The organism is Rheinheimera pleomorphica (assembly GCF_011634895.1).
Classification (GTDB): Bacteria; Pseudomonadota; Gammaproteobacteria; order Enterobacterales; family Alteromonadaceae; genus Alishewanella; species Alishewanella pleomorphica.
The window spans coordinates 95,620-113,986 of the sequence record NZ_SIRR01000005.1 but is presented as its reverse complement, the minus strand read 5'-3'; the positions used below and the strand labels follow the sequence as shown (position 1 = coordinate 113,986).

The 18,367-nt window shown below is 50.8% G+C and carries 22 protein-coding genes; 16 read left to right on the top strand and 6 right to left on the bottom strand.

Annotated features, from left to right (window positions below; translation table 11 throughout):
- Window positions 1–15 precede the first annotated feature (15 nt).
- From EYB30_RS05450 to EYB30_RS05435, 4 genes are all read left to right on the top strand, one after another.
- A complete protein-coding gene (locus EYB30_RS05450) occupies window positions 16–1,032 on the top strand; it encodes a fumarylacetoacetate hydrolase family protein (RefSeq protein ID WP_166837909.1) in 1,017 nt (338 codons plus the stop codon).
- 2 nt (window positions 1,033–1,034) lie between these two features.
- A complete protein-coding gene (gene maiA, locus EYB30_RS05445) occupies window positions 1,035–1,673 on the top strand; it encodes a maleylacetoacetate isomerase (protein ID WP_166837908.1) in 639 nt (212 codons plus the stop codon).
- 198 nt (window positions 1,674–1,871) lie between these two features.
- Window positions 1,872–2,798 carry a chemotaxis protein gene (locus EYB30_RS05440; RefSeq protein ID WP_166837907.1) on the top strand — a complete coding sequence of 309 codons (927 nt, stop codon included), beginning with the start codon at window positions 1,872–1,874 and terminating at the stop codon, window positions 2,796–2,798.
- 51 nt (window positions 2,799–2,849) lie between these two features.
- Window positions 2,850–3,059 (top strand): hypothetical protein, encoded by a 210-nt coding sequence (locus tag EYB30_RS05435; RefSeq protein WP_166837906.1) that lies wholly within the window; start codon window positions 2,850–2,852, stop codon window positions 3,057–3,059.
- Window positions 3,060–3,076: 17 nt separating this feature from the next.
- Here EYB30_RS05435 and EYB30_RS05430 read toward each other — a convergent pair whose 3' ends face one another.
- From EYB30_RS05430 to gloB, 3 genes are read right to left on the bottom strand one after another with little or no spacing between them, the layout of a single operon-like run.
- Entirely contained in the window at window positions 3,077–3,553 is a 477-nt protein-coding gene (locus EYB30_RS05430) for a hypothetical protein (RefSeq protein ID WP_241697972.1), read from the bottom strand.
- 30 nt (window positions 3,554–3,583) lie between these two features.
- Window positions 3,584–5,182 carry a LysM peptidoglycan-binding domain-containing protein gene (locus EYB30_RS05425; RefSeq protein ID WP_166837905.1) on the bottom strand — a complete coding sequence of 533 codons (1,599 nt, stop codon included), beginning with the start codon at window positions 5,180–5,182 and terminating at the stop codon, window positions 3,584–3,586.
- A gap of 56 nt (window positions 5,183–5,238) precedes the next feature.
- Window positions 5,239–6,006, bottom strand: coding sequence for a hydroxyacylglutathione hydrolase (gene gloB / locus EYB30_RS05420; RefSeq protein WP_166837904.1), 768 nt, complete (start codon window positions 6,004–6,006; stop codon window positions 5,239–5,241).
- Between the two features lie 39 nt (window positions 6,007–6,045).
- Between gloB and EYB30_RS05415 the strand changes: the two genes are divergently transcribed.
- Window positions 6,046–6,780: a class I SAM-dependent methyltransferase gene (locus EYB30_RS05415; protein WP_166837903.1), complete on the top strand. Its 735-nt coding sequence runs from the start codon at window positions 6,046–6,048 to the stop codon at window positions 6,778–6,780.
- Here the strand turns inward: EYB30_RS05415 and EYB30_RS05410 are convergent.
- Together EYB30_RS05410 and EYB30_RS05405 are read right to left on the bottom strand one after the other, a co-directional pair.
- Complete coding sequence (locus EYB30_RS05410) at window positions 6,777–7,283, bottom strand: GNAT family N-acetyltransferase (RefSeq protein WP_166837902.1); 507 nt, start codon at window positions 7,281–7,283, stop codon at window positions 6,777–6,779. The two genes, EYB30_RS05415 and EYB30_RS05410, sit on opposite strands and share 4 nt — an antisense overlap.
- Window positions 7,284–7,310: 27 nt before the next feature.
- A complete protein-coding gene (locus tag EYB30_RS05405; protein WP_166837901.1) occupies window positions 7,311–7,844 on the bottom strand; it encodes a DUF2058 domain-containing protein in 534 nt (177 codons plus the stop codon).
- Between the two features lie 147 nt (window positions 7,845–7,991).
- Between EYB30_RS05405 and EYB30_RS05400 the strand changes: the two genes are divergently transcribed.
- The gene (locus EYB30_RS05400) at window positions 7,992–9,302 is read left to right on the top strand and encodes a DEAD/DEAH box helicase (protein ID WP_166837900.1); all 1,311 of its coding nucleotides are present in this window, start codon (window positions 7,992–7,994) and stop codon (window positions 9,300–9,302) included.
- Window positions 9,303–9,572: 270 nt separating this feature from the next.
- Window positions 9,573–9,785: a cold-shock protein gene (locus EYB30_RS05395; protein WP_027669659.1), complete on the top strand. Its 213-nt coding sequence runs from the start codon at window positions 9,573–9,575 to the stop codon at window positions 9,783–9,785.
- Window positions 9,786–9,869: 84 nt separating this feature from the next.
- On the opposite strand, the gene dinB is transcribed toward EYB30_RS05395, so the two are convergent.
- Window positions 9,870–10,934, bottom strand: coding sequence for a DNA polymerase IV (gene dinB, locus EYB30_RS05390; protein WP_166837899.1), 1,065 nt, complete (start codon window positions 10,932–10,934; stop codon window positions 9,870–9,872).
- 228 nt (window positions 10,935–11,162) lie between these two features.
- Here dinB and glyA point away from each other — a divergent pair, with 228 nt between their 5' ends.
- From glyA to EYB30_RS05345, 9 genes are all read left to right on the top strand, one after another.
- A complete protein-coding gene (gene glyA, locus EYB30_RS05385) occupies window positions 11,163–12,416 on the top strand; it encodes a serine hydroxymethyltransferase (RefSeq protein WP_166837898.1) in 1,254 nt (417 codons plus the stop codon).
- 95 nt (window positions 12,417–12,511) lie between these two features.
- A complete protein-coding gene (nrdR, locus tag EYB30_RS05380) occupies window positions 12,512–12,967 on the top strand; it encodes a transcriptional regulator NrdR (protein WP_040552497.1) in 456 nt (151 codons plus the stop codon).
- Window positions 12,967–14,085, top strand: coding sequence for a bifunctional diaminohydroxyphosphoribosylaminopyrimidine deaminase/5-amino-6-(5-phosphoribosylamino)uracil reductase RibD (gene ribD / locus EYB30_RS05375; protein WP_166837897.1), 1,119 nt, complete (start codon window positions 12,967–12,969; stop codon window positions 14,083–14,085). The genes nrdR and ribD overlap by 1 nt, the downstream gene beginning before the upstream one ends.
- 21 nt (window positions 14,086–14,106) lie before the next feature.
- A complete protein-coding gene (locus EYB30_RS05370) occupies window positions 14,107–14,757 on the top strand; it encodes a riboflavin synthase (protein ID WP_166837896.1) in 651 nt (216 codons plus the stop codon).
- 12 nt (window positions 14,758–14,769) lie between these two features.
- Complete coding sequence (ribBA, locus tag EYB30_RS05365; RefSeq protein ID WP_166837895.1) at window positions 14,770–15,879, top strand: bifunctional 3,4-dihydroxy-2-butanone-4-phosphate synthase/GTP cyclohydrolase II; 1,110 nt, start codon at window positions 14,770–14,772, stop codon at window positions 15,877–15,879.
- A gap of 117 nt (window positions 15,880–15,996) precedes the next feature.
- Window positions 15,997–16,461 carry a 6,7-dimethyl-8-ribityllumazine synthase gene (gene ribH, locus EYB30_RS05360; protein ID WP_166837894.1) on the top strand — a complete coding sequence of 155 codons (465 nt, stop codon included), beginning with the start codon at window positions 15,997–15,999 and terminating at the stop codon, window positions 16,459–16,461.
- A 15-nt stretch (window positions 16,462–16,476) separates the two neighbouring features.
- Window positions 16,477–16,890, top strand: a complete 414-nt coding sequence (gene nusB, locus EYB30_RS05355; protein WP_166837893.1) for a transcription antitermination factor NusB — start codon at window positions 16,477–16,479, stop codon at window positions 16,888–16,890.
- A 33-nt stretch (window positions 16,891–16,923) separates the two neighbouring features.
- On the top strand, window positions 16,924–17,886 hold the full coding sequence (thiL, locus tag EYB30_RS05350; RefSeq protein ID WP_166837892.1) for a thiamine-phosphate kinase: 963 nt from the start codon (window positions 16,924–16,926) through the stop codon (window positions 17,884–17,886).
- Window positions 17,883–18,362, top strand: coding sequence for a phosphatidylglycerophosphatase A family protein (locus tag EYB30_RS05345; RefSeq protein ID WP_166837891.1), 480 nt, complete (start codon window positions 17,883–17,885; stop codon window positions 18,360–18,362). The genes thiL and EYB30_RS05345 overlap by 4 nt, the downstream gene beginning before the upstream one ends.
- Window positions 18,363–18,367 lie beyond the last annotated feature (5 nt).

The following is an 18,367-nucleotide window of genomic DNA, read 5'->3' as shown; positions in this document are numbered from 1 at the left end:
GGTTAAGGATAAAACATGAAGTTAGCAAGTTTAAAAAATGGCAGCCGTGATGGTCTGCTGGTGGTAGTCAGCCGTGATTTAAGCCGTTGTGTCGCAGTGCCGACAGTGGCGGCGACGATGCAGCAACTGCTGGATAACTGGGTGCAGTTAAGTGTAAAGCTTGAAGAGGTATATCAGGCACTGAACAGCGGCAAAGTTGATGGCGAAATGGCCTTTGATCAGGTGCAATGTGAGTCGCCGCTGCCACGTGCTTATCAATGGGCTGATGGCAGTGCTTACGTCAACCACGTAGAGCTGGTGCGTAAAGCTCGTAATGCCGAAATGCCACCCAGTTTCTGGACCGATCCTTTGATGTATCAGGGCGGCTCAGACGACTTTATTGGCCCGCGAGATAATGTTGAAGTGGTAAGCGAAGATTACGGTATCGATTTTGAAGGCGAAGTTGCAGTCATTACCGACGATGTTGCTATGGCGTGCAGCGCCGATGAGGCGCGTAGCAAAATCCGTTTGCTGATGCTGGTAAACGATGTATCACTGCGTGGTCTTATTCCAAATGAGCTGGCCAAAGGCTTTGGTTTCTTTCAATCGAAGCCGGCATCGGCTTTTAGTCCGGTGGCAGTAACGCCGGATGAACTCGGTGATAAATGGCAGGGCGGCCGGGTGCATTTGCCGCTGCTATCGACTTACAACGGCAAGTTGTTTGGTAAACCTAATGCCGGTGTCGATATGACGTTCGACTTTGGCCAACTGGTGGCGCATGCGGCGAAAACCCGCAACCTGGGTGCCGGCGCTATAATTGGCTCGGGCACGGTGTCGAATAAGCAGGGTACTGATCACGGTACCTCAGTGGAAGAGGGCGGTGTAGGTTACAGCTGTATTGCCGAGATCCGTATGATTGAAACCATCCGTGATGGTAAGCCGTCAACGTCATTTATGAAGTTTGGCGACACTATCCGCATGGAAATGCTGGACGAGCAGGGCAATAGCATTTTTGGTGCTATTGACCAGCAAGTAGTGAAGTATCAAGGATAACCATGAAACTCTATGGCTACTGGCGTTCATCTGCCGCTTATCGGGTGCGCATCGCACTGAATTTAAAACAGCTGAGCTTTGACAACCTGCCGGTACATCTGGTGAAAAACGGCGGTGAGCAGCATAGCGACAGTTACAAAGCGCTAAACCCGGCGCAGCTGGTGCCTACCTTAGTCGATGGCGATCTTAGTCTGAACCAATCGCTGGCGATTATTGACTATCTGGATGATACGTACCCCGAGCCAGCCCTGTTGCCCGAAGCTGCCGCAGCTAAAGCTAAAGTGCGGGCGCTGGCGCTGGATATTGCCTGCGATATTCACCCGCTGAATAATTTGCGGGTGCTGCAGTACCTGACCGGCCCGCTGGCGTTAACAGAGCAGCAAAAGCTGGCGTGGATAACGCACTGGTTAAGCACCGGTTTTACGGCGCTGGAGCAACGTTTAGCGCAAAGTGCTGGCCAGTATAGTGTTGGCGATACCGTGACACTGGCTGATATTTGCCTGGTACCGCAGGTGTACAACGCCCAGCGCTTTGCACTGGATATGACACCTTACCCAACAATTAATGCGGTATACCATAACTGTATGCAACTGGCCGCTTTTGCGCTGGCCGCCCCCGAGCAACAACCTGACGCCCAGTAACATCACCGGCTGCTAACGCAGCCGGTTTTATTTTGGTTAATGTCGACAAAGGTTAATAGGTTCTGGACGAGCATTAAACCTCGCCTATGCTTAAGCTGTATTTTGTTTTTCTTATGCAGCCTGTGGCAACATGCTGTAGTATTGTTTATAGGCATCAATCATTGGTTAGTCCGGTAGCGGGCTCAGGGGTAGCACACTATGAGTAAATTGATGGCGGCAGTAAACCAGCGCACGAACCTGGTAGGCAATAACCGGCTCGAGCTGTTGTTATTTCGCTTACATGGCGCGCAACCCTTCGGCATAAATGTGTTTAAAGTGCGCGAAGTGCTGCAATGTCCTGAATTGACCGAAATGCCAGGTTCAAGCCCACATGTGCGGGGCATTGCCCATTTGCGTGGCGTGCCGGTAATGGTAATTGATTTAAGCCAGGCTACCGGTGGTAAACGTATAGAAGATTTGTCTACCGCCTATGTTCTGGTGACGGAGTATAACCGCCATACCCAGGGTTTTTTAGTCAATGGTGTCGACCGTATAGTCAACACCAATTGGGACCAGATTTTGCCGCCGCCCAAAGGAGCTGGCGCAGGGCATTATCTTACCGCGGTCACCGAAATAGACGGCAAGCTGGTGCAAATTATTGATGTTGAAAAGGTCTTCTCTGAGATCACACCGGTAAACGAAGATGTGAGTGAAGATGTAAAGACCAAAGCAACCGAACGCGATTTTGACGACTTAATTGTGTTAGTGGCGGATGACTCGGCTGTGGCGCGTAATCAGGTAAAGCGGGCACTAACGTCGATTGGCATTAAAGTTGAGTTGGTTAATGACGGTAAGCTGGCGCTGGACTGGCTAAACGCCAAAGCGGCTGAATTAGGCGGCGATATTTCAGCCAAGGTGCCGTTGCTGATTTCAGACATTGAAATGCCAGAAATGGATGGCTATACCCTGACCGCTGAAATTAAAGCCGATCCTTTGCTGCGCAATATGCATGTTGTGCTGCACTCATCGCTAAGCGGGGTGTTTAACGAAGCGATGGTGAAAAAAGTGGGGGCCGATCAGTTTATCGCTAAATTTCATCCTGATGAATTAGTGTCGGCGGTACAAAAATGGATGACGGACAAATAAGATAAGCTGTCCGGATAACCGAAGGTTCTCAGTTAATAACAGGTTGATACGATGAAGTTATGTTGGCCCAAACGGGTGTTAAACCGGGCCTTGGTTTATTTAGGGCTGTTTGGCATAGTATTTCAGCTGACAGCCGCCTTATATGCCTGGTGGCATGGTGTCAATTTACAGCTAGGTTGGTGGATCACACTGGGAGCGCCTCTGCTGTGTATTGCCTCAGGTGCTGTGCCGGCATTGCAGCTGCAAAAAGAGTTTAAGTAACAGTGCAAACCGTGCGGTTACTTTGTCGGTTTAAACATGCCTTCCACCCGCACCTCTTTAATGCCTTGTTCGGTAAACAGAAAGTTTACCTGAGCGGGGCCGCGATCAAAATAAAACCGCTCACCATTTAACTCCAGCACAAAATGGCCCTTAGCTTTAACGGCAGAGGTGTCCTGGTACAACGCCAGTTCATGGCCGTCCAGTTCCAGGGTGAAGCCATTAATCGGCTCGTTAATAAAGTCAGATGCCCATACTTGCTTATCGTCTTGCAGAATCAGCGCTAAAGAGTATTTTTGTGGCACTGAGGGCACCATCAGGCTGTAGCGACCGACAATAAAGCGGTACTGGCCATCCTGGCGAAAATAGCTGAAGCCAAAATCAAAGGGCTGGCTTTTACCATTGCTGAGGAACACCGTACCTTCACCGGAAATATCAAACTGCGCAACACTTAAAGGGCTAATCAACAGCAAACTGCACAGCAACCAGTATTTCATCAGTCGGCTCCTTTGATTAGCCGTTTTAGCTTAAACCTGAGTCATATTGACCACCAGTTTTAACTGTTGGCCGGGTTGTAAATAATTGTCAGTGTTGATGTTGTTCCACTTCACTATATCGGCAATGCTAATGCTAAACCGTTGTGCAATACGTGCCAGCGAGTCGCCTTTGCGTACCTTGTAGGTCACCGTTCGGGAAACACCAGCCGTTACCTTCTGATCAGGCTGTTGCCAGATTAGCAGTTGTTGCCCGGGCTTCAGCGCTGAGCGCTGTGCTATACCATTCCATTTCGCCAGCTGTGCCACAGTAACTTTATGCTCACGGCTGATATCCCACAGTGTATCACCCTGCTGTACAGTATAGGCCAACTTAGTGCCGCTAACCTGTTGTTGTGCTTTAGCTATGCGGTTTGGCGCGCTTAAGTCGTAATTACTGTCGTCCTGCGCCGCCACCGGTATTAACAGGTGCTGGCCCAGCCGGATAGTACTGCCATTTAATTTATTAATGCGTTGAATAGCGCTGATATTCGTACTGTGCTGTTTGGCTATTTTACCTAAAGTGTCGCCTTTGCTTACCGTATAGCGTTGCCAACGCAACCAGTTCTGGCTCGGGGTCTGCGCCAGCTGCTGGTTAAATTGCGCGCTGTGCTGTTTGGGGAGTACCAGATAATGCGGGCCGTCCGGATCGGTTGCCCACTGGTTGAAACCGGGGTTAAGTGCCTGTAGCTCTGATACGCTAAGGCCGGCCATTTCCGCTGCGATGGCCAGATCTATCTGACTGCCCACCTCGATAACGTCAATTTTGGGTTCGTTAGCAATAAACTTCCAGACGATATCAAAATCATCGGGGCGTTTTAGAATATCGACCAGAGCTAACAGTTTTGGTACATAGGCCGTGGTTTCAGCCGGCAGGTCCAGTGACCAGAAATCGGTAGGTAAGCGTTTTTGCTTGTTGCGCTTAATGGCTTTAAGGATGCGGCCTTCACCAGAGTTGTAGGCGGCAATGGCATTTAGCCAGTCGCCTTCTAATCTGTCATGCAGGTATTGCAGATAGTCCAGTGCGGCACGGGTTGAGGCGATCACATCGCGACGGCCGTCGTACCAGAAGTTTTGTTTTAAACCAAAACGTTTGCCGGTTGCCGGCATAAACTGCCACATGCCGGACGCTGCAGCATGTGAGTAAGCAAAAGGGTCAAAAGCGCTTTCGACGATAGGTAATAACGCCAGCTCCAGCGGCATGCCGCGTTTCTCAATTTCCTGTACTATGTGGTACAGAAAGGGTTGGGCGCGGTTGGCAATGCGGTCGAGATAAGCCTGATGGCTGCTGTAAAAATTGCGTTGTTCGACGATGGGCCGGGTTTGCGGCACGTGAAAGCTCAACTGCATCTGTATGCGTTGCCACAAATCTTCCAGCTCTGTGGCATCTGGAGTGGGGGGCTCGTTGTCGGGAAGTTGCCCCTGATACCACAGCCGGTTAGCAATCTGTTCAGCGCTGGCCGCCTGTTTATGAAAATCTGCTGACGACACTGCTGTCGTTGCTGGCTGGGGAATTGTTGCGTCAGACGTATTATTGCTTACGCAACCGGCGAGTAAAACGGCCGCAGCCACAGCAGAAATTCTTATCAACATTACTTCATTCCACGTCTAAAAATACGAATGTTACCGTTTCGCTGCACGATTGCAAGTCAGGCTTTAAACTGATCTTTTGCTGCTCTTAACGCCGTAAAGAGCGCCAAAGCATTATCTTGCTGCCAGTGCTGTTGCAACAGTTTGTTATTACAGCGTAAAAACGGGTTAATTTGTTTCTCCCTGCCCAGCAGAGCTGGCAGAGTTGGTTTATTTTGTTGTCTTAACTGCGCACAATGCCGGGCATAACTGACCAGCTCAGCATTGTCGGGTTGCGCGAATAAAGCAAATTTCAGGTTTGCCAGGGTATACTCATGGGTGCAATACACTTGAGTGTCGTCCGGCAAGGCGGCCAGCTTTTGCAGTGATTGCCACATCTGTGCCGGGCTGCCTTCAAACAGGCGACCACAGCCAGCGCTGAATAAGGTATCACCGCAAAACAAAACCGGGGCTGAATAAAACGCAATATGCCCAAGGGTATGACCGGGAACGTCTATGACGTTAAATTGCAGGTTAAGCTCAGGCAGGTGCACTGTATCACCTTGTTGTACCTGTTCAGTCAGGCCGTCGATGCGCTGCTGCTCAGCGCCAGGACCTATGATCCTTAGCTGAGGAAATTGCTGGGCTAAGCGGGCAATGCCACCGGTATGGTCGTGATGGTGATGCGTGATTAACACAGTGTGTAGTTGCTTGTTATGCTGCGTTAAAAAACGTAGTACAGCATCAGCATCACCCGGATCGACGACCAAACAATAAGGCGTATCAGGCTGACACAGTGCCCAAATATAGTTATCCTCAAAGGCTGGTATGGGTGTAATCTGAAACATAATGGCAGTTACCGTGATTAAACTAAGGCACAATTTAGCATGAAACCGGCGTTAAGCGAAAAAGACCGGCGGTGTCCCTCTGAATGGCAGCAATTTAATCAGGGGGACGCGCTGTCGGGCGCAATAGCCAGTGAGCTAACATCCTGGTGGCAGCGCATTTTTGGCTACTATCTGCTAAAAGTGGGTGATCTGAGCTGTCAGCTTGATACCAGCGGTTGCAAGATACGCCATCAGATTAATGTTGGCCGTTATGGCAAGGATGTGATGTTACACGCCGAAGCTGATGCCCTGCCGTTTAGTGAGCACAGTGTAGATGCGGTGCTGTTAAGCCATTGCCTGGAATTTACGCCGGACCCACACCATGTGGTGCGCGAGGCGCATCGGGTATTGCGCGCCGATGGCTATCTGCTATTAACCGGTGTTAATCCCATTAGTCTGGTTGGCATACTGAAGTACTGGCCAGCGCTGCAACAGCGCTATCCATGGCAGGGCCGGTTTTTTTCGGCATCACGGATTAAAGACTGGCTGCATCTGGTTGGCTTTGAAGTGTTATCCGAACAGCGCTTTTTCTGCTCTGCGATGTTATCGCGCGATTATCGCCCCGGCCATGTCAAACAATGGGCTGAGCAGCATTTGAGTTACTTTGCTTCAAGTTATCTTATCGTTGCACGCAAACGTGAGCTGCCCCTGACGCCCATCAGGCCCAAATGGCAGTTAAACCCCGCTTTTGCGCAATCGGTAAAAGGGGTAAGTGCCAGACAACAGGCTGATTAAGCTTGTTGTATATAGCGCCGGGCGGCCGCAAGGGCGCTGTCTGCGTCAAGTTTCATAAAATAAAGCCGTGTATTCTCCTGCTCGGGTGGCGCAGCGATAATAAAACCCAGAGTCTGATAACACTGCAACGCAACGGTATTGTGACGGTGGACATAAAGAGAAATGTCGCGGCGTTGTTGGCTTAATGCCTGGCTGATTAAGGCAAAAATCAGTGTTTTGGCCAGGCCCTGACCGCGGTATTCAGGCTTGATAACCAACCGGGCCAGATGATGACAACCAAAGCGGTCACATAGCTGGCCAAAACCGAGGAGTTCAGCGCCATCTGGCGTCAGCAGGCTATAGCTTTGGGTGCCAGAGCGGCATAACAGCTCTAAAAAGCGGGCGTCATTACAGGGGTAGTCAAAGTTATCGCCGCCCCAGCTTTGTTGCTCAGCGGCACTGTGAAACCAGCTGCGTAGCTGACTCATCTGATTTAGGCTGGCTAATGCCAGCTGCGTCGTCATCGTCAATGTCACTTTTCTGCTAACCGCTTACCAGATTAAATCATCCGGGATCTTAAAGTCGGCGTAAGGATCATCTTCGTCTTGTTGTTGCTGTTTCACGTTCAGCACTATGATGCTATCGCTTTGCCGCTGCTGAATTTTCTCAGCCACGGCAGCCGGTACCAGGAAATACTGCTCGTCTTGTTTGGCAATAGCTAACAAGCCGCGGCTTAATTCGTCATGCAGTTTGTTGTTCACATACAGCCGTTTTACCAATTTGCCATCGGTAAAGTTATAAGCCACATCGCCCTGCGCTTTGATGATGTTGTTATTGATAAGCTGTCTGACCTGGGCCGCTATAGCCTTTTGTTGCAGCTGTGCCTGCTTTTGCTGATTTAATAAGCGGTCACGTTCAATTTGTTGTTGGCGGCTCTGCTCAGCCAGCACACTGGCTTCGTTTACCACCTGCTGCTTTTTGCCGGCCTGCACTTTTTGCTGATGTTTTTCCTTTTTAACCGCTTTGAGCTTTTTGGCGTCAGCCAGGCCAGCTTTAAGCAGTTGTTCTTTTAATGCATTACTCATGGTTAACCCTGATCGATGATGCGTTGGTTAGCGGTTAAAATAATAGCTTTATAGTAACGCAAAGCGACACAGAATCGAAATCAAACTAACCCAAATAGCCAGCTTCGGTTATCATATAGCGGTAATTTAAGGTTGATGAGGTTCATTTTGCCATTTCATGATTTATCGCTCGATCCGCGTTTATTGCGTTCGGTACAGCATCTGGGGTTTGTTAAACCTACTGATATTCAGCAGGAAGCCATACCGGCGGTGATGGTGGGACGCGACCTTATCGTGTCGTCACAAACCGGTTCCGGTAAAACCCTGGCCTACTTGCTGCCAATGATGCAGCGTCTGCTGAAAAGCCGGCCGCTGTCAAAGCGCGATGCCCGGGCATTGATCCTGGCACCAACCCGTGAACTGGCAAAACAAGTGTATGCCCAGCTGCGACTGTTTGTTGCCAACACGCCACTGACGTCTGCACTCATTGTTGGTGGTGAGAACTTTAACGATCAGGAAAAGCTGTTAAAGCGTGAACCCAATATTATCGTGGCGACACCGGGCCGCTTTGTTGATCACCTTGAGCATAAATCGGTTTTTATTAATGGCCTGGAAATGCTGATCCTGGATGAAGCCGATCGCATGCTTGATCTGGGTTTTATGCCACAGTTGACCATTATCAATAAAGCTGCCGACCATCGGCTACGGCAGACTCTGTTGTTTTCGGCCACACTGGATCACGCTGAAGTGGATGAACTGGCACTGGCGCTGCTGAAAAATCCGTACCGGGTCGCAATTGGCGCCTCGTATCAGCAGCATCAGGATATTAGCCAGCAATTTTATCTGGCCGACCATTTAACGCATAAAGAAGCCTTGTTGCAGCATTTTTTACAGCAAGCTGATATTAATCAACTGATTATCTTTACTGCCACCCGTGAGGATGCTGAACGTTTAGCGCAGTTGTGCCAATCGCTGGGCAAAACCGCAGTGGGCTTAAGCGGCAAGCTGTCGCAAAGCAGTCGTAACAGCGTGATGCAGGCTTTTGCCAGCGCTAAATATCAGGTACTGGTAACCACAGATTTAGCCTCACGTGGCCTGGATTTACTGCAGGTGTCTCATGTTATTAACTTTGATCTGCCCAAACATGCCGAAGAATATGTTCACCGTATTGGCCGTACCGGCAGAGCCGGAGCCAAAGGTGCCGCCATTTCGTTAGTGGGGCCAAAAGATATTGCAGCACTGCAGCGGATTGAAGCGTTTTTGCGCCAGCCTGTCGACTTCAGTGTTATTGATGGCCTAGCAGCAAGTTTTGATGGCAAACAGCGGCCTGCTGCGGCGGCAACGAAAAAGCGGGCAGTGGATAAAGCCGTGGGCGCTAAACGTCCAACAAAGCCTAAAGCTAAAACCAGCACCGCCAGGCCACAGTTTTTTCAGGGCGGTGATGATGGTATGGCACCGGTTAAGCGTAAGCAAAAATAAATTTTACGCTGATTATTTTTTCAGCATTATTGCTGCTACACTCAAGTTGTTATTGTTAAACATAGCAACAATAACAGGGTTATCAGTAGTGTGGCTCATATTGCTGATACGGCCAGAGCAGAAATATTTGCACTGCAGCAGGCAAGGTTATTGACCCCTTATATGGCTTAACTGATAATGAGGGCGAAAATATATACTAGCTAGCAGATATGGCCGGTAATATTTAAGTCGCCAGCGAGCTGGCAAATTTAGTTAAAGTAAGAGAGTGTTATGTCACAGTTAATTTCCGGTTCAGTTAAGTGGTTCAACGAAGAGAAAGGTTACGGTTTCCTGGAGCGTGAAGGTGGTAAGGACGTTTTTGTTCACTTCCGCGCTATTAATGGCACCGGCCGTAAAACTTTAGTTGAAGGTCAGAAAGTTACTTTTGAAGTAACTGAAGGCCAAAAAGGCCCACAAGCTGAGAACGTAACTGTTATCGGATAATTCCGGCCAGGCTTGCATAAAACCGGCATTTGCCGGTTTTCTGTTATTGGGAACCCGCGAAATGGTTTCCCGGAATATCGGCCGTTAAAAGGGTAAAGCCAGTTGTTGCAATGCCGATGTTTTAAAACCGATTTGCAGGCCAATTAGGCGTACGCCCTGTTGTTGCCGCCGCTGCCAGGCTTCATCCAGTAACGGCAATAATTTATCCAGTTGCAGGGGTTGGCCCTGTTTTTCCACTGTGGTCTGGCGAAAATCACTGAACTTTAATTTAACGCCTACTTTTTGTACCGGCGTCATGCGCCCTGCCGCCGTGTTACTGTAATGCTCGAGCCGGCGCTGCAGTTGCGGTAGTAGTTGGCTTAAGGTTTCGACGCACTCGGTATATTTCACTAAATCATGCTCCAGCGTACGCTCTACACCAAGCGATTTACGCTGCTCATTACTACACACCGGCCGTTCATCTATGCCCTGACTACGCTTTAGCAGGCTATCGGCCTGGGCACCAAAATGTTTGACTAACAACGCCAGTGGTGCCGTGGCAATATCGGCGCAGCTGTGCAGCCCAAGCTGGCTTAAGCGTTCAGCTGTTTTGCTGCCGACCCCTGGCAGACGTTTTAATGGCAGCGTTTTGACAAAATCTGCAACCTGGCCCGGTGTAATGACAAACAGGCCATCGGGTTTGTTTTCGTCACTGGCAATTTTGGCTAAAAACTTATTCGGCGCCACCCCGGCAGAGGCGGTAAGGCCGGTTTCGGCAAAGATACTGCGGCGGATATCTTCGGCAATGCGGGTGGCGCTGCCATGAAACAGCGTACAGTCGCTGACATCCAGATAAGCTTCATCCAGCGACAGCGGCTCTATCTGCTCAGTGTAACGGGCAAAAATGGCCCTGATCTGCCGGCTGGCCGTTTTGTACTTATCCATATTGCCGCTCAGTAGCGTCAGCTGTGGGCAGAGCTTCAGTGCCTGACCGGTTGGCATGGCTGAGCGTACGCCAAAAGCGCGGGCTGGATAATTGCAGGTGGAGATGACGCCGCGTGCCTGGCGGGAGCCGCCAATGGCGACTGGAACATGGCGCAGAGCCGGGTTATCACGCATTTCCACTGCGGCGAAAAAGCAATCCATATCAATATGTATGATTTTACGCATAGCCTTGCCTTGGCTGTTTATATATACAGTATATTAGGAGGGTGTTGGCCTGTTGTAAAGCCTGTGACACAGCTGCGCGGTGGTTAATTTTTATTTAGACATTTAGATGTCTAAATTCGCAGTGCATAAAGCGCAAATTAGCGGTAGAATAGCGGCCAATTTTTATCAGCCCGTTTTACCGTACCGCATTTTTTTAGACTAGGCGTGCAAGCCGCACCAGGAGAGAGCATGTTAAAGCGTGATATGAATATTGCCGATTTCGACCCGGAATTATGGCAAGCCATAACCCAAGAAACTGACCGTCAGGAAGCGCATATTGAGCTGATTGCGTCAGAAAACTACGCCAGCCCACGCGTATTACAAGCGCAAGGCTCTCAGCTGACCAACAAATATGCCGAAGGTTATCCGCACAAGCGTTACTACGGTGGCTGCGAATATGTTGATATTGCTGAAGATTTAGCCATCGCCCGTGCTAAAGAGTTGTTTGGCGCGGACTACGCCAATGTGCAGCCGCACTCGGGTTCTCAGGCTAACTCTGCAGTATTCTTAGCGCTGTTAAATGCCGGTGATACCATTTTAGGTATGAGCCTGGCGCATGGTGGTCACTTAACCCACGGTGCGCATGTTAGCTCATCCGGTAAACTGTACCATGCCGTGCAGTACGGTCTGCACCCAGAAACCGGTGTGATTGATTATGATCAGGCAGAGGCATTAGCGCTGGAGCACAAGCCAAAACTGATTATTGCCGGTTTCTCTGCGTATTCCGGTATTGTTGATTGGCAGCGTTTTCGCGATATCGCCGACAAAGTAGGCGCTTATCTGATGGTTGATATGGCGCACGTTGCCGGTTTAGTTGCGGCAGGCCTGTATCCTAACCCGGTACCGGTTGCAGACGTGGTAACCACCACCACGCATAAAACGCTGGCTGGGCCACGTGGTGGCTTGATTTTGGCACGTAAAAACGAAGAAATTGAGAAGAAACTTAATTCTGCCGTATTCCCGGGTGGCCAGGGTGGCCCGCTGATGCATGTTATTGCCGCCAAAGCCGTGGCGTTTAAAGAGGCGCTGCAACCTGAATTTAAAGTCTATCAGCAGCAGGTACTGAAAAACGCCGTAGCCATGTGTGATGCGATGATGGCGCGCGGTTATAAAATCGTCTCTGGCGGTACGCAGAATCACTTGTTCCTGATGGATTTAATTGACAAGGACATCACCGGTAAAGAAGCGGATGCCTGGTTGGGACAGGCACACATTACCGTCAATAAAAACTCGGTACCCAATGACCCGCGCTCGCCTTTTGTAACCTCTGGCCTGCGTATTGGTACCCCGGCTATTACCCGCCGTGGTTTTGGCGAAACCGAAGCCCGCAGCGTGGCAAACCTGATTTGTGATGTACTGGACAGTCGCGGCAATGCGGCAGTGATTGATAAAGTACGTAGCCAGGTCGGCGAGCTGTGCAGCCGCTTCCCGGTTTATGCCTAAACACGGATTAAGTGCTATGATGGCCGCTGTTGCGGCCATTTCTTTATCTGGCTTTTCTTTATAGCGCTGTTGCCAGGCTTAGCAGGATATGAATTATGTACTGTCCGTTTTGTAATGCAGATGATACCAAGGTAATCGACTCACGGCTGGTGGCAGACGGCCACCAGGTCAGGCGCCGGCGCGAATGCCTGGCTTGCCATGAACGTTTTACTACCTTTGAAGCGGCTGAGCTGGTCATGCCGCGCATTATAAAGCGTGATGGCTCACGCGAGCCATTCAACGAAGATAAATTGCGCAGTGGTTTGTTACGCTCACTGGAAAAGCGCCCGGTATCGACCGAGCAGATAGAGCAGTTGATCAATAAAATAAAATCGCAGTTGCGCGCGACCGGCGAGCGCGAGGTTGGCAGCCAGTTGCTGGGTAACCTGATTATGGACGAGTTAGTGAAGGTAGATAAAGTGGCCTATGTGCGCTTTGCCTCGGTATATCGCTCGTTTAAGGATATCCGTGAATTTGGTGAAGAAATTGCGCGCTTAGGAGAAAAAGCCTGATGTTCAGCGCTGCCGACAGCGCCTTTATGGCGAAGGCGCTAAGCTTAGCTGAGCTTGGCCGCTATACCTCCAGCCCGAACCCGAATGTTGGTGCCGTGTTGGTAAAAGACGGCCGTGTAATAGGTCGTGGCTATCACCTGCAGGCTGGCGGGCCCCACGCTGAAGTATTCGCTTTACGCGAAGCCGGTAGCGCGGCGCAAGGGGCGACGTGTTATGTGACGCTGGAACCCTGCAGCCATCATGGCCGCACGCCGCCCTGTGCTGAGGCGCTGATGGCCGCCGGTGTCAGCCGGGTGGTGGTGGCAATGCAAGATCCCAACCCGCAGGTGGCGGGGCGGGGCGTGGCAATGCTACGCGCGGCGGGTATCCAGGTCGATGTTGGCCTAATGGAAACGCAGGCCAGAGCGCTGAACCCGGGCTTTTTAAGCCGGATGGAGCTGAAACGCCCTTATGTACAGTTAAAACTGGCGTCCAGTTTAGATGGCCGCACGGCGCTGGCCAACGGTGACAGTAAATGGTTAACCAGTGAGGCGGCGCGCGCCGATGTACAGCATTACCGGGCGCAAAGCTGTGCCATTTTATCTACCGCCAGCACAGTGCTGGCAGACAACGCCAGATTAAACCTGCGTGCTGAACAACTGCCATATCAGGTGCAACGGTTGGAAAGCGGCCAGTTACGTCAGCCCAAAAGAGTGATCCTCGATCGCAATGGTACCCTGGATCATAAACTGGCACTGTTTGCTGACGGCGGAGAAGTGCTGCTGTGTGTCAGCAAGCTTGAAAACAACCGGCAGCTCCCCAATATTGCCAGACAAATTCATTGCCCACTTAACGCGCAGGCGCAGTTTGACTTACCCCTGTTACTGGAACATTTAGCCTTGCGCGAGCAGATAAACACTCTGTGGGTAGAAGCCGGTGCAACCCTGGCCGGCGCTTTGTTGCAATTAAAACTGGTTGACGAATTGATCGTGTATTTAGCGCCCAAGCTGCTGGGTAACACGGCACAACCACTGGCGGTGTTACCCCAATTTAGCGCCCTGGCACAGGTACCCGAACTTAGTTGGCGCGATGTGCGTATGGTCGGGCCGGATTTACGCCTGACGGCAACTTTAGGCTAAGGCATGTAACAAGGATAACCGATGTTTACAGGTATTATTGAAGCCACAGGTGAGCTCAGTGCCATCCGCCCGCATGGTGATGATCTCAGCGTGACTATCGTCAGCGAAACCCTGGATTTTAGCGACGTTAAGCTTGGTGATAGTATCGCCAGTAACGGCGTCTGTTTAACGGTGACGGCGCTGGGTAAGCGCAGTTTTGACGCTGATGTGTCGTCTGAAACACTGGCGCATACTTTGTTCGGTCATTATCAGCGCGGGCAGCGGATTAATCTGGAAAAGGCGATGCTGCCAAGTACCCGCATGGGCGGGCACATAGTCAGTGGCCATGTTGATGGCGTTAGTCAGGTGGTGAAGCTGGAGCAAAGTGGCCGTGCCTGGCAGGTTTGGCTGGCGTTGCCTAAGCAGCTGGCGCGCTACATTGCTACTAAGGGCTCCATTACGGTGGATGGTATCAGCCTGACTGTCAATGAGCTGAGTCAGAATGCGTTTCGTTTAACCATAGTGCCGCACACGGCACAACACACCACTATTGCCGCATTGAAAGTGGGCAGCAAGGTTCACCTTGAAGTCGATTTGATTGCCCGTTATCTCGAACGGCTACTGAACAAAGACAACGCTGGTGCGTCCGGCGGAGTCAGTCTGGCGCTGCTGTCGCAGCGTGGCTTTTTATAAATAAGGTCTGTTATGCAACTGAATACTCCTGCTGAAATTATCGAAGACATCCGTCAGGGCAAAATGGTGGTGCTGATGGACGATGAAGATCGCGAAAATGAAGGCGATCTGGTGATGGCGGCAGACTATGTTACGCCTGAAGCGATTAATTTTATGGCCACCTATGGCCGCGGCTTAATTTGTTTAACCCTGACGAAAAAGCGTTGTAGCCAACTGGCGCTGCCACTGATGGTGGATGCCAATAAATCGCCGTTTGCCACTAACTTTACCGTGTCAATTGAAGCGGCTGAAGGCGTAACGACCGGCATTTCGGCAGCAGACCGGGCCCGCACTGTAAAAGCCGCCGTGGCGCGTGATGCCCGTCCGGCCGATATCGTGCAGCCTGGCCATATTTTTCCGCTGATGGCACAAGACGGTGGTGTACTGGTGCGCGCCGGTCATACCGAAGCCGGTTGTGATTTAGCCCGGTTAGCAGGCCTTGAGCCGGCGGCGGTGATCGTCGAAATTTTAAATGACGACGGTACTATGGCGCGGCGGCCAGATTTAGAAGTGTTTGCCAAAAAGCACGGCATTAAAATTGGCACCATTGCCGATTTAATTGAATACCGTAATTTAAATGAAACCACGATCGAACAGGTCGCCAGTTGCCAGTTACCGACCGAAGTCGGTGATTTTCAGCTGATAACCTTTAAAGACACCATTGATAACCAAATTCATTTTGCGCTGGTAAAGGGCGAGATAAACCCGGAGCAGCCGACGCTGGTGCGGGTGCATCTGCATGACACTTTTAGTGATTTGCTGATGGCAAACCGCGCAGCCAACCGCAGTTTTCCACTGCATACTGCAATGGCGCGCATCGCTAAAGACGGTGGCGTCTTAGTACTGCTGGGTAAACACGAAACGACAGAGCAATTGATCCACACGGTGCAGGGCTTTGAAGCTGAAGATAAAGGTGAAAAGCCGCGCACTACACCCTGGAACGGTACCTCACGCAATGTGGGCGTCGGCTCACAAATTTTGGCCAGTCTGGGGGTTAAAAAAATGCGCTTACTTAGCCAGCCGAAAAAATACCATGCGCTGTCGGGCTTTGGCCTGGAAGTGGTGGACTACGTTAGCGAGTAACAACGGTAACTTGATAACATGAAGCGCAACAGTGAGCCAGAAAGACTATGCCGGTTTGCGCACTGTTGTGCTATTATGCACGGCTAATTTTTAGCGGTCAGATTTTAAGGGCAACGTATGCAGGTGATTGAAGCAGGGTTTTCTGCCAACGGTAAAAAGTTTGCGTTAGTGGTAGCGCGGTTTAACAGCTTTATTGTTGAAAGTTTATTAAGCGGCGCCACTGATACCTTACAGCGTATCGGCAATGTGGCTGAGCAGGACATTACTGTGATCCGTGTACCCGGTGCTTTTGAATTGCCGCTGGCGGTGCAGCGGGTGGCAGCCAGCAAAAAGTATGATGGCATTATTGCGCTAGGCGCCGTGATCCGTGGCGGAACACCGCACTTTGAATATGTTTCCGGTGAATGTACTAAGGGTATTGCTCAGGTCATGATGCAGCACGATATCCCGGTCGCGTTTGGCGTATTAACGGTAGACAGTATTGAGCAAGCGGTAGAGCGCGCCGGTACCAAGGCCGGTAACAAAGGTAGCGAAGCGGCCATGTCAACGCTGGAAATGGTTAATCTGCTGGCCAAGCTGTAACAGGAAGAGACACACATGAAACCTAATGCCCGTCGTCAGTCGCGGTCACTTGCAGTACAGGGGATCTACAGCTGGCATGTTAGCCAGAACCCGATTGCAGATATTGAACAACAATTGTTGCTGGAAACCAACGTTAAGCATATTGACGTAGGTTATTTCCAGGACTTGCTGCGTGGTGTGGTTAAAAACCACGCTACGCTGGATGAAGCACTAAAACCTTATTTAGATCGGCCATTTGACGAAATTGATTTTGTCGAAAAAGCCATCTTACGGGTGTCGGCTTATGAACTGAAGTACCGCATTGATGTGCCCTACAAGGTGATCATCAACGAAGCGATAGAGCTGGCTAAAGCCTTTGCTGCTGATGACAGCCATAAGTTTGTTAACGGCATTCTGGACAAAGCCGTTCGCGTACTGCGTCCAAGTTAAAGGAGTGCCGGCATTAGCCGGCTTCTTAGTTTTATGGGTGAATTCGAACTCATTTCCCGCTATTTTGCCAAATGTGGCGTTCAGCGCAGCGATGCCGCCATTGGTGTCGGCGATGATGGTGCCGTATTGCAGGTACGTGATGGCTACGATCTGGTCGTGACGACCGATACCATGGTGGTTGGCACGCACTTTTATCCTGACGACGACCCGCGTGCGCTTGGCCATAAACTGGTTACGGTCAATGTTAGCGATTTGGCAGCGATGGGGGCAGAGCCTGCCTGGCTATCACTGGCGCTGACCTTGCCAACAGTAGATGATGCCTGGTTAGCCGCCTTTAGCGCTGGCTTGCACGAAACCGCTGAGTACTATAATTGTCAGCTGATTGGCGGCGATACCACGCGAGGGCCGCTTAGCCTGACGATGGTGGCCAAAGGCATAGTCCCGCGCGGTAAAGCCATTACCCGCAGCGGTGCCAAGGTTGGTGATTATATTTACGTGACCGGCACTTTGGGCGATGCGGCATTAGGCTTGAAGTTGTGCCAGGGCTTGCATGAAGTCAGCAAAAAGCACCAAACCCATATTCTGCAACGCTTTCATTACCCATCGGCCCGGGTAGCGCTGGGGCAGGCACTGCGAAATATTGCCAGCAGCGCGATGGACTTATCCGATGGCCTGTACAGCGATATCCAACATATATTAAAACGCTCTGCCGTCGGCGCCAGTATTGATGTCAGCAAATTACCCTTATCGCAGGCGGTAAAAGATAGCTGCGATAACGCAACCGCGACGCAGTTAGCATTGTCTGGTGGTGAAGATTATGAATTGCTGTTTACCGTGCCTGAAGCCCGGCGGGGTTCACTTGACGTGCTGTTGTCTCCCTACGGCATTAACTTAAGTTGTATCGGGCGCATTACCGGCGTGGCCGGTAAGCTGGAACTGAAGCAGGGCGAGCAGCTGTTAGACTATCAACATCAGGGCTTTGTGCATTTCTCATGAGTACAGTTCAGTTTAACCTGAAAAAATGGTATCAGTTTCTCGCGTTGGGCTTTGGTAGTGGCCTGGCTAACAAGGCGCCGGGTACCTTTGGTACTCTGGCCGCGGTGCCGCTGGTTGCGCTGTTACTGTGGTTAGGCAACAGCTATTTATTGGGTTTTGTGTTAACCGGCGCTGTGTTGGGGGTTTATTTATGCGGCAAAACCGCAGCCGATATCGGTGAGCATGATCATAAAGCCATCGTCTGGGATGAAATTATCGGTTATGGCATTAGCCTGTTATGGCTGCCGTTACACTGGCAAACCTTATTGCTGGGGTTTGTGTTATTCCGGCTGTTTGATATTGTAAAACCCTGGCCCATCAGTGTGCTGGACAAACATGTGCATGGCGGCCTGGGAATTATGCTTGATGATATCGCGGCCGGTATTGCCACTCTGGCAGTGCTGCACCTGTTACTGCCTTATTTACCTTTGAACTAACGTTA

Bases quoted from the DNA above. Each gene is read 5' to 3' on its own strand.
- ribBA (WP_166837895.1), top strand. From the start codon at position 14,770: ATGCAACTGAATACTCCTGCTGAAATTATCGAAGACATCCGTCAGGGC.
- ribH (WP_166837894.1), top strand. From the start codon at position 15,997: ATGCAGGTGATTGAAGCAGGGTTTTCTGCCAACGGTAAAAAGTTTGCG.
- gloB (WP_166837904.1), bottom strand. From the start codon at position 6,006: ATGTTTCAGATTACACCCATACCAGCCTTTGAGGATAACTATATTTGG.
- EYB30_RS05395 (WP_027669659.1), top strand. From the start codon at position 9,573: ATGTCACAGTTAATTTCCGGTTCAGTTAAGTGGTTCAACGAAGAGAAA.
- ribD (WP_166837897.1), top strand. From the start codon at position 12,967: ATGTTCAGCGCTGCCGACAGCGCCTTTATGGCGAAGGCGCTAAGCTTA.
- maiA (WP_166837908.1), top strand. From the start codon at position 1,035: ATGAAACTCTATGGCTACTGGCGTTCATCTGCCGCTTATCGGGTGCGC.
- EYB30_RS05435 (WP_166837906.1), top strand. From the start codon at position 2,850: ATGAAGTTATGTTGGCCCAAACGGGTGTTAAACCGGGCCTTGGTTTAT.
- EYB30_RS05410 (WP_166837902.1), bottom strand. From the start codon at position 7,283: ATGACGACGCAGCTGGCATTAGCCAGCCTAAATCAGATGAGTCAGCTA.
- EYB30_RS05370 (WP_166837896.1), top strand. From the start codon at position 14,107: ATGTTTACAGGTATTATTGAAGCCACAGGTGAGCTCAGTGCCATCCGC.
- EYB30_RS05425 (WP_166837905.1), bottom strand. From the start codon at position 5,182: ATGTTGATAAGAATTTCTGCTGTGGCTGCGGCCGTTTTACTCGCCGGT.
- EYB30_RS05430 (WP_241697972.1), bottom strand. From the start codon at position 3,553: ATGAAATACTGGTTGCTGTGCAGTTTGCTGTTGATTAGCCCTTTAAGT.
- glyA (WP_166837898.1), top strand. From the start codon at position 11,163: ATGTTAAAGCGTGATATGAATATTGCCGATTTCGACCCGGAATTATGG.
- nusB (WP_166837893.1), top strand. From the start codon at position 16,477: ATGAAACCTAATGCCCGTCGTCAGTCGCGGTCACTTGCAGTACAGGGG.
- EYB30_RS05450 (WP_166837909.1), top strand. From the start codon at position 16: ATGAAGTTAGCAAGTTTAAAAAATGGCAGCCGTGATGGTCTGCTGGTG.
- dinB (WP_166837899.1), bottom strand. From the start codon at position 10,934: ATGCGTAAAATCATACATATTGATATGGATTGCTTTTTCGCCGCAGTG.
- EYB30_RS05440 (WP_166837907.1), top strand. From the start codon at position 1,872: ATGAGTAAATTGATGGCGGCAGTAAACCAGCGCACGAACCTGGTAGGC.
- EYB30_RS05345 (WP_166837891.1), top strand. From the start codon at position 17,883: ATGAGTACAGTTCAGTTTAACCTGAAAAAATGGTATCAGTTTCTCGCG.
- nrdR (WP_040552497.1), top strand. From the start codon at position 12,512: ATGTACTGTCCGTTTTGTAATGCAGATGATACCAAGGTAATCGACTCA.
- thiL (WP_166837892.1), top strand. From the start codon at position 16,924: ATGGGTGAATTCGAACTCATTTCCCGCTATTTTGCCAAATGTGGCGTT.
- EYB30_RS05405 (WP_166837901.1), bottom strand. From the start codon at position 7,844: ATGAGTAATGCATTAAAAGAACAACTGCTTAAAGCTGGCCTGGCTGAC.
- EYB30_RS05415 (WP_166837903.1), top strand. From the start codon at position 6,046: ATGAAACCGGCGTTAAGCGAAAAAGACCGGCGGTGTCCCTCTGAATGG.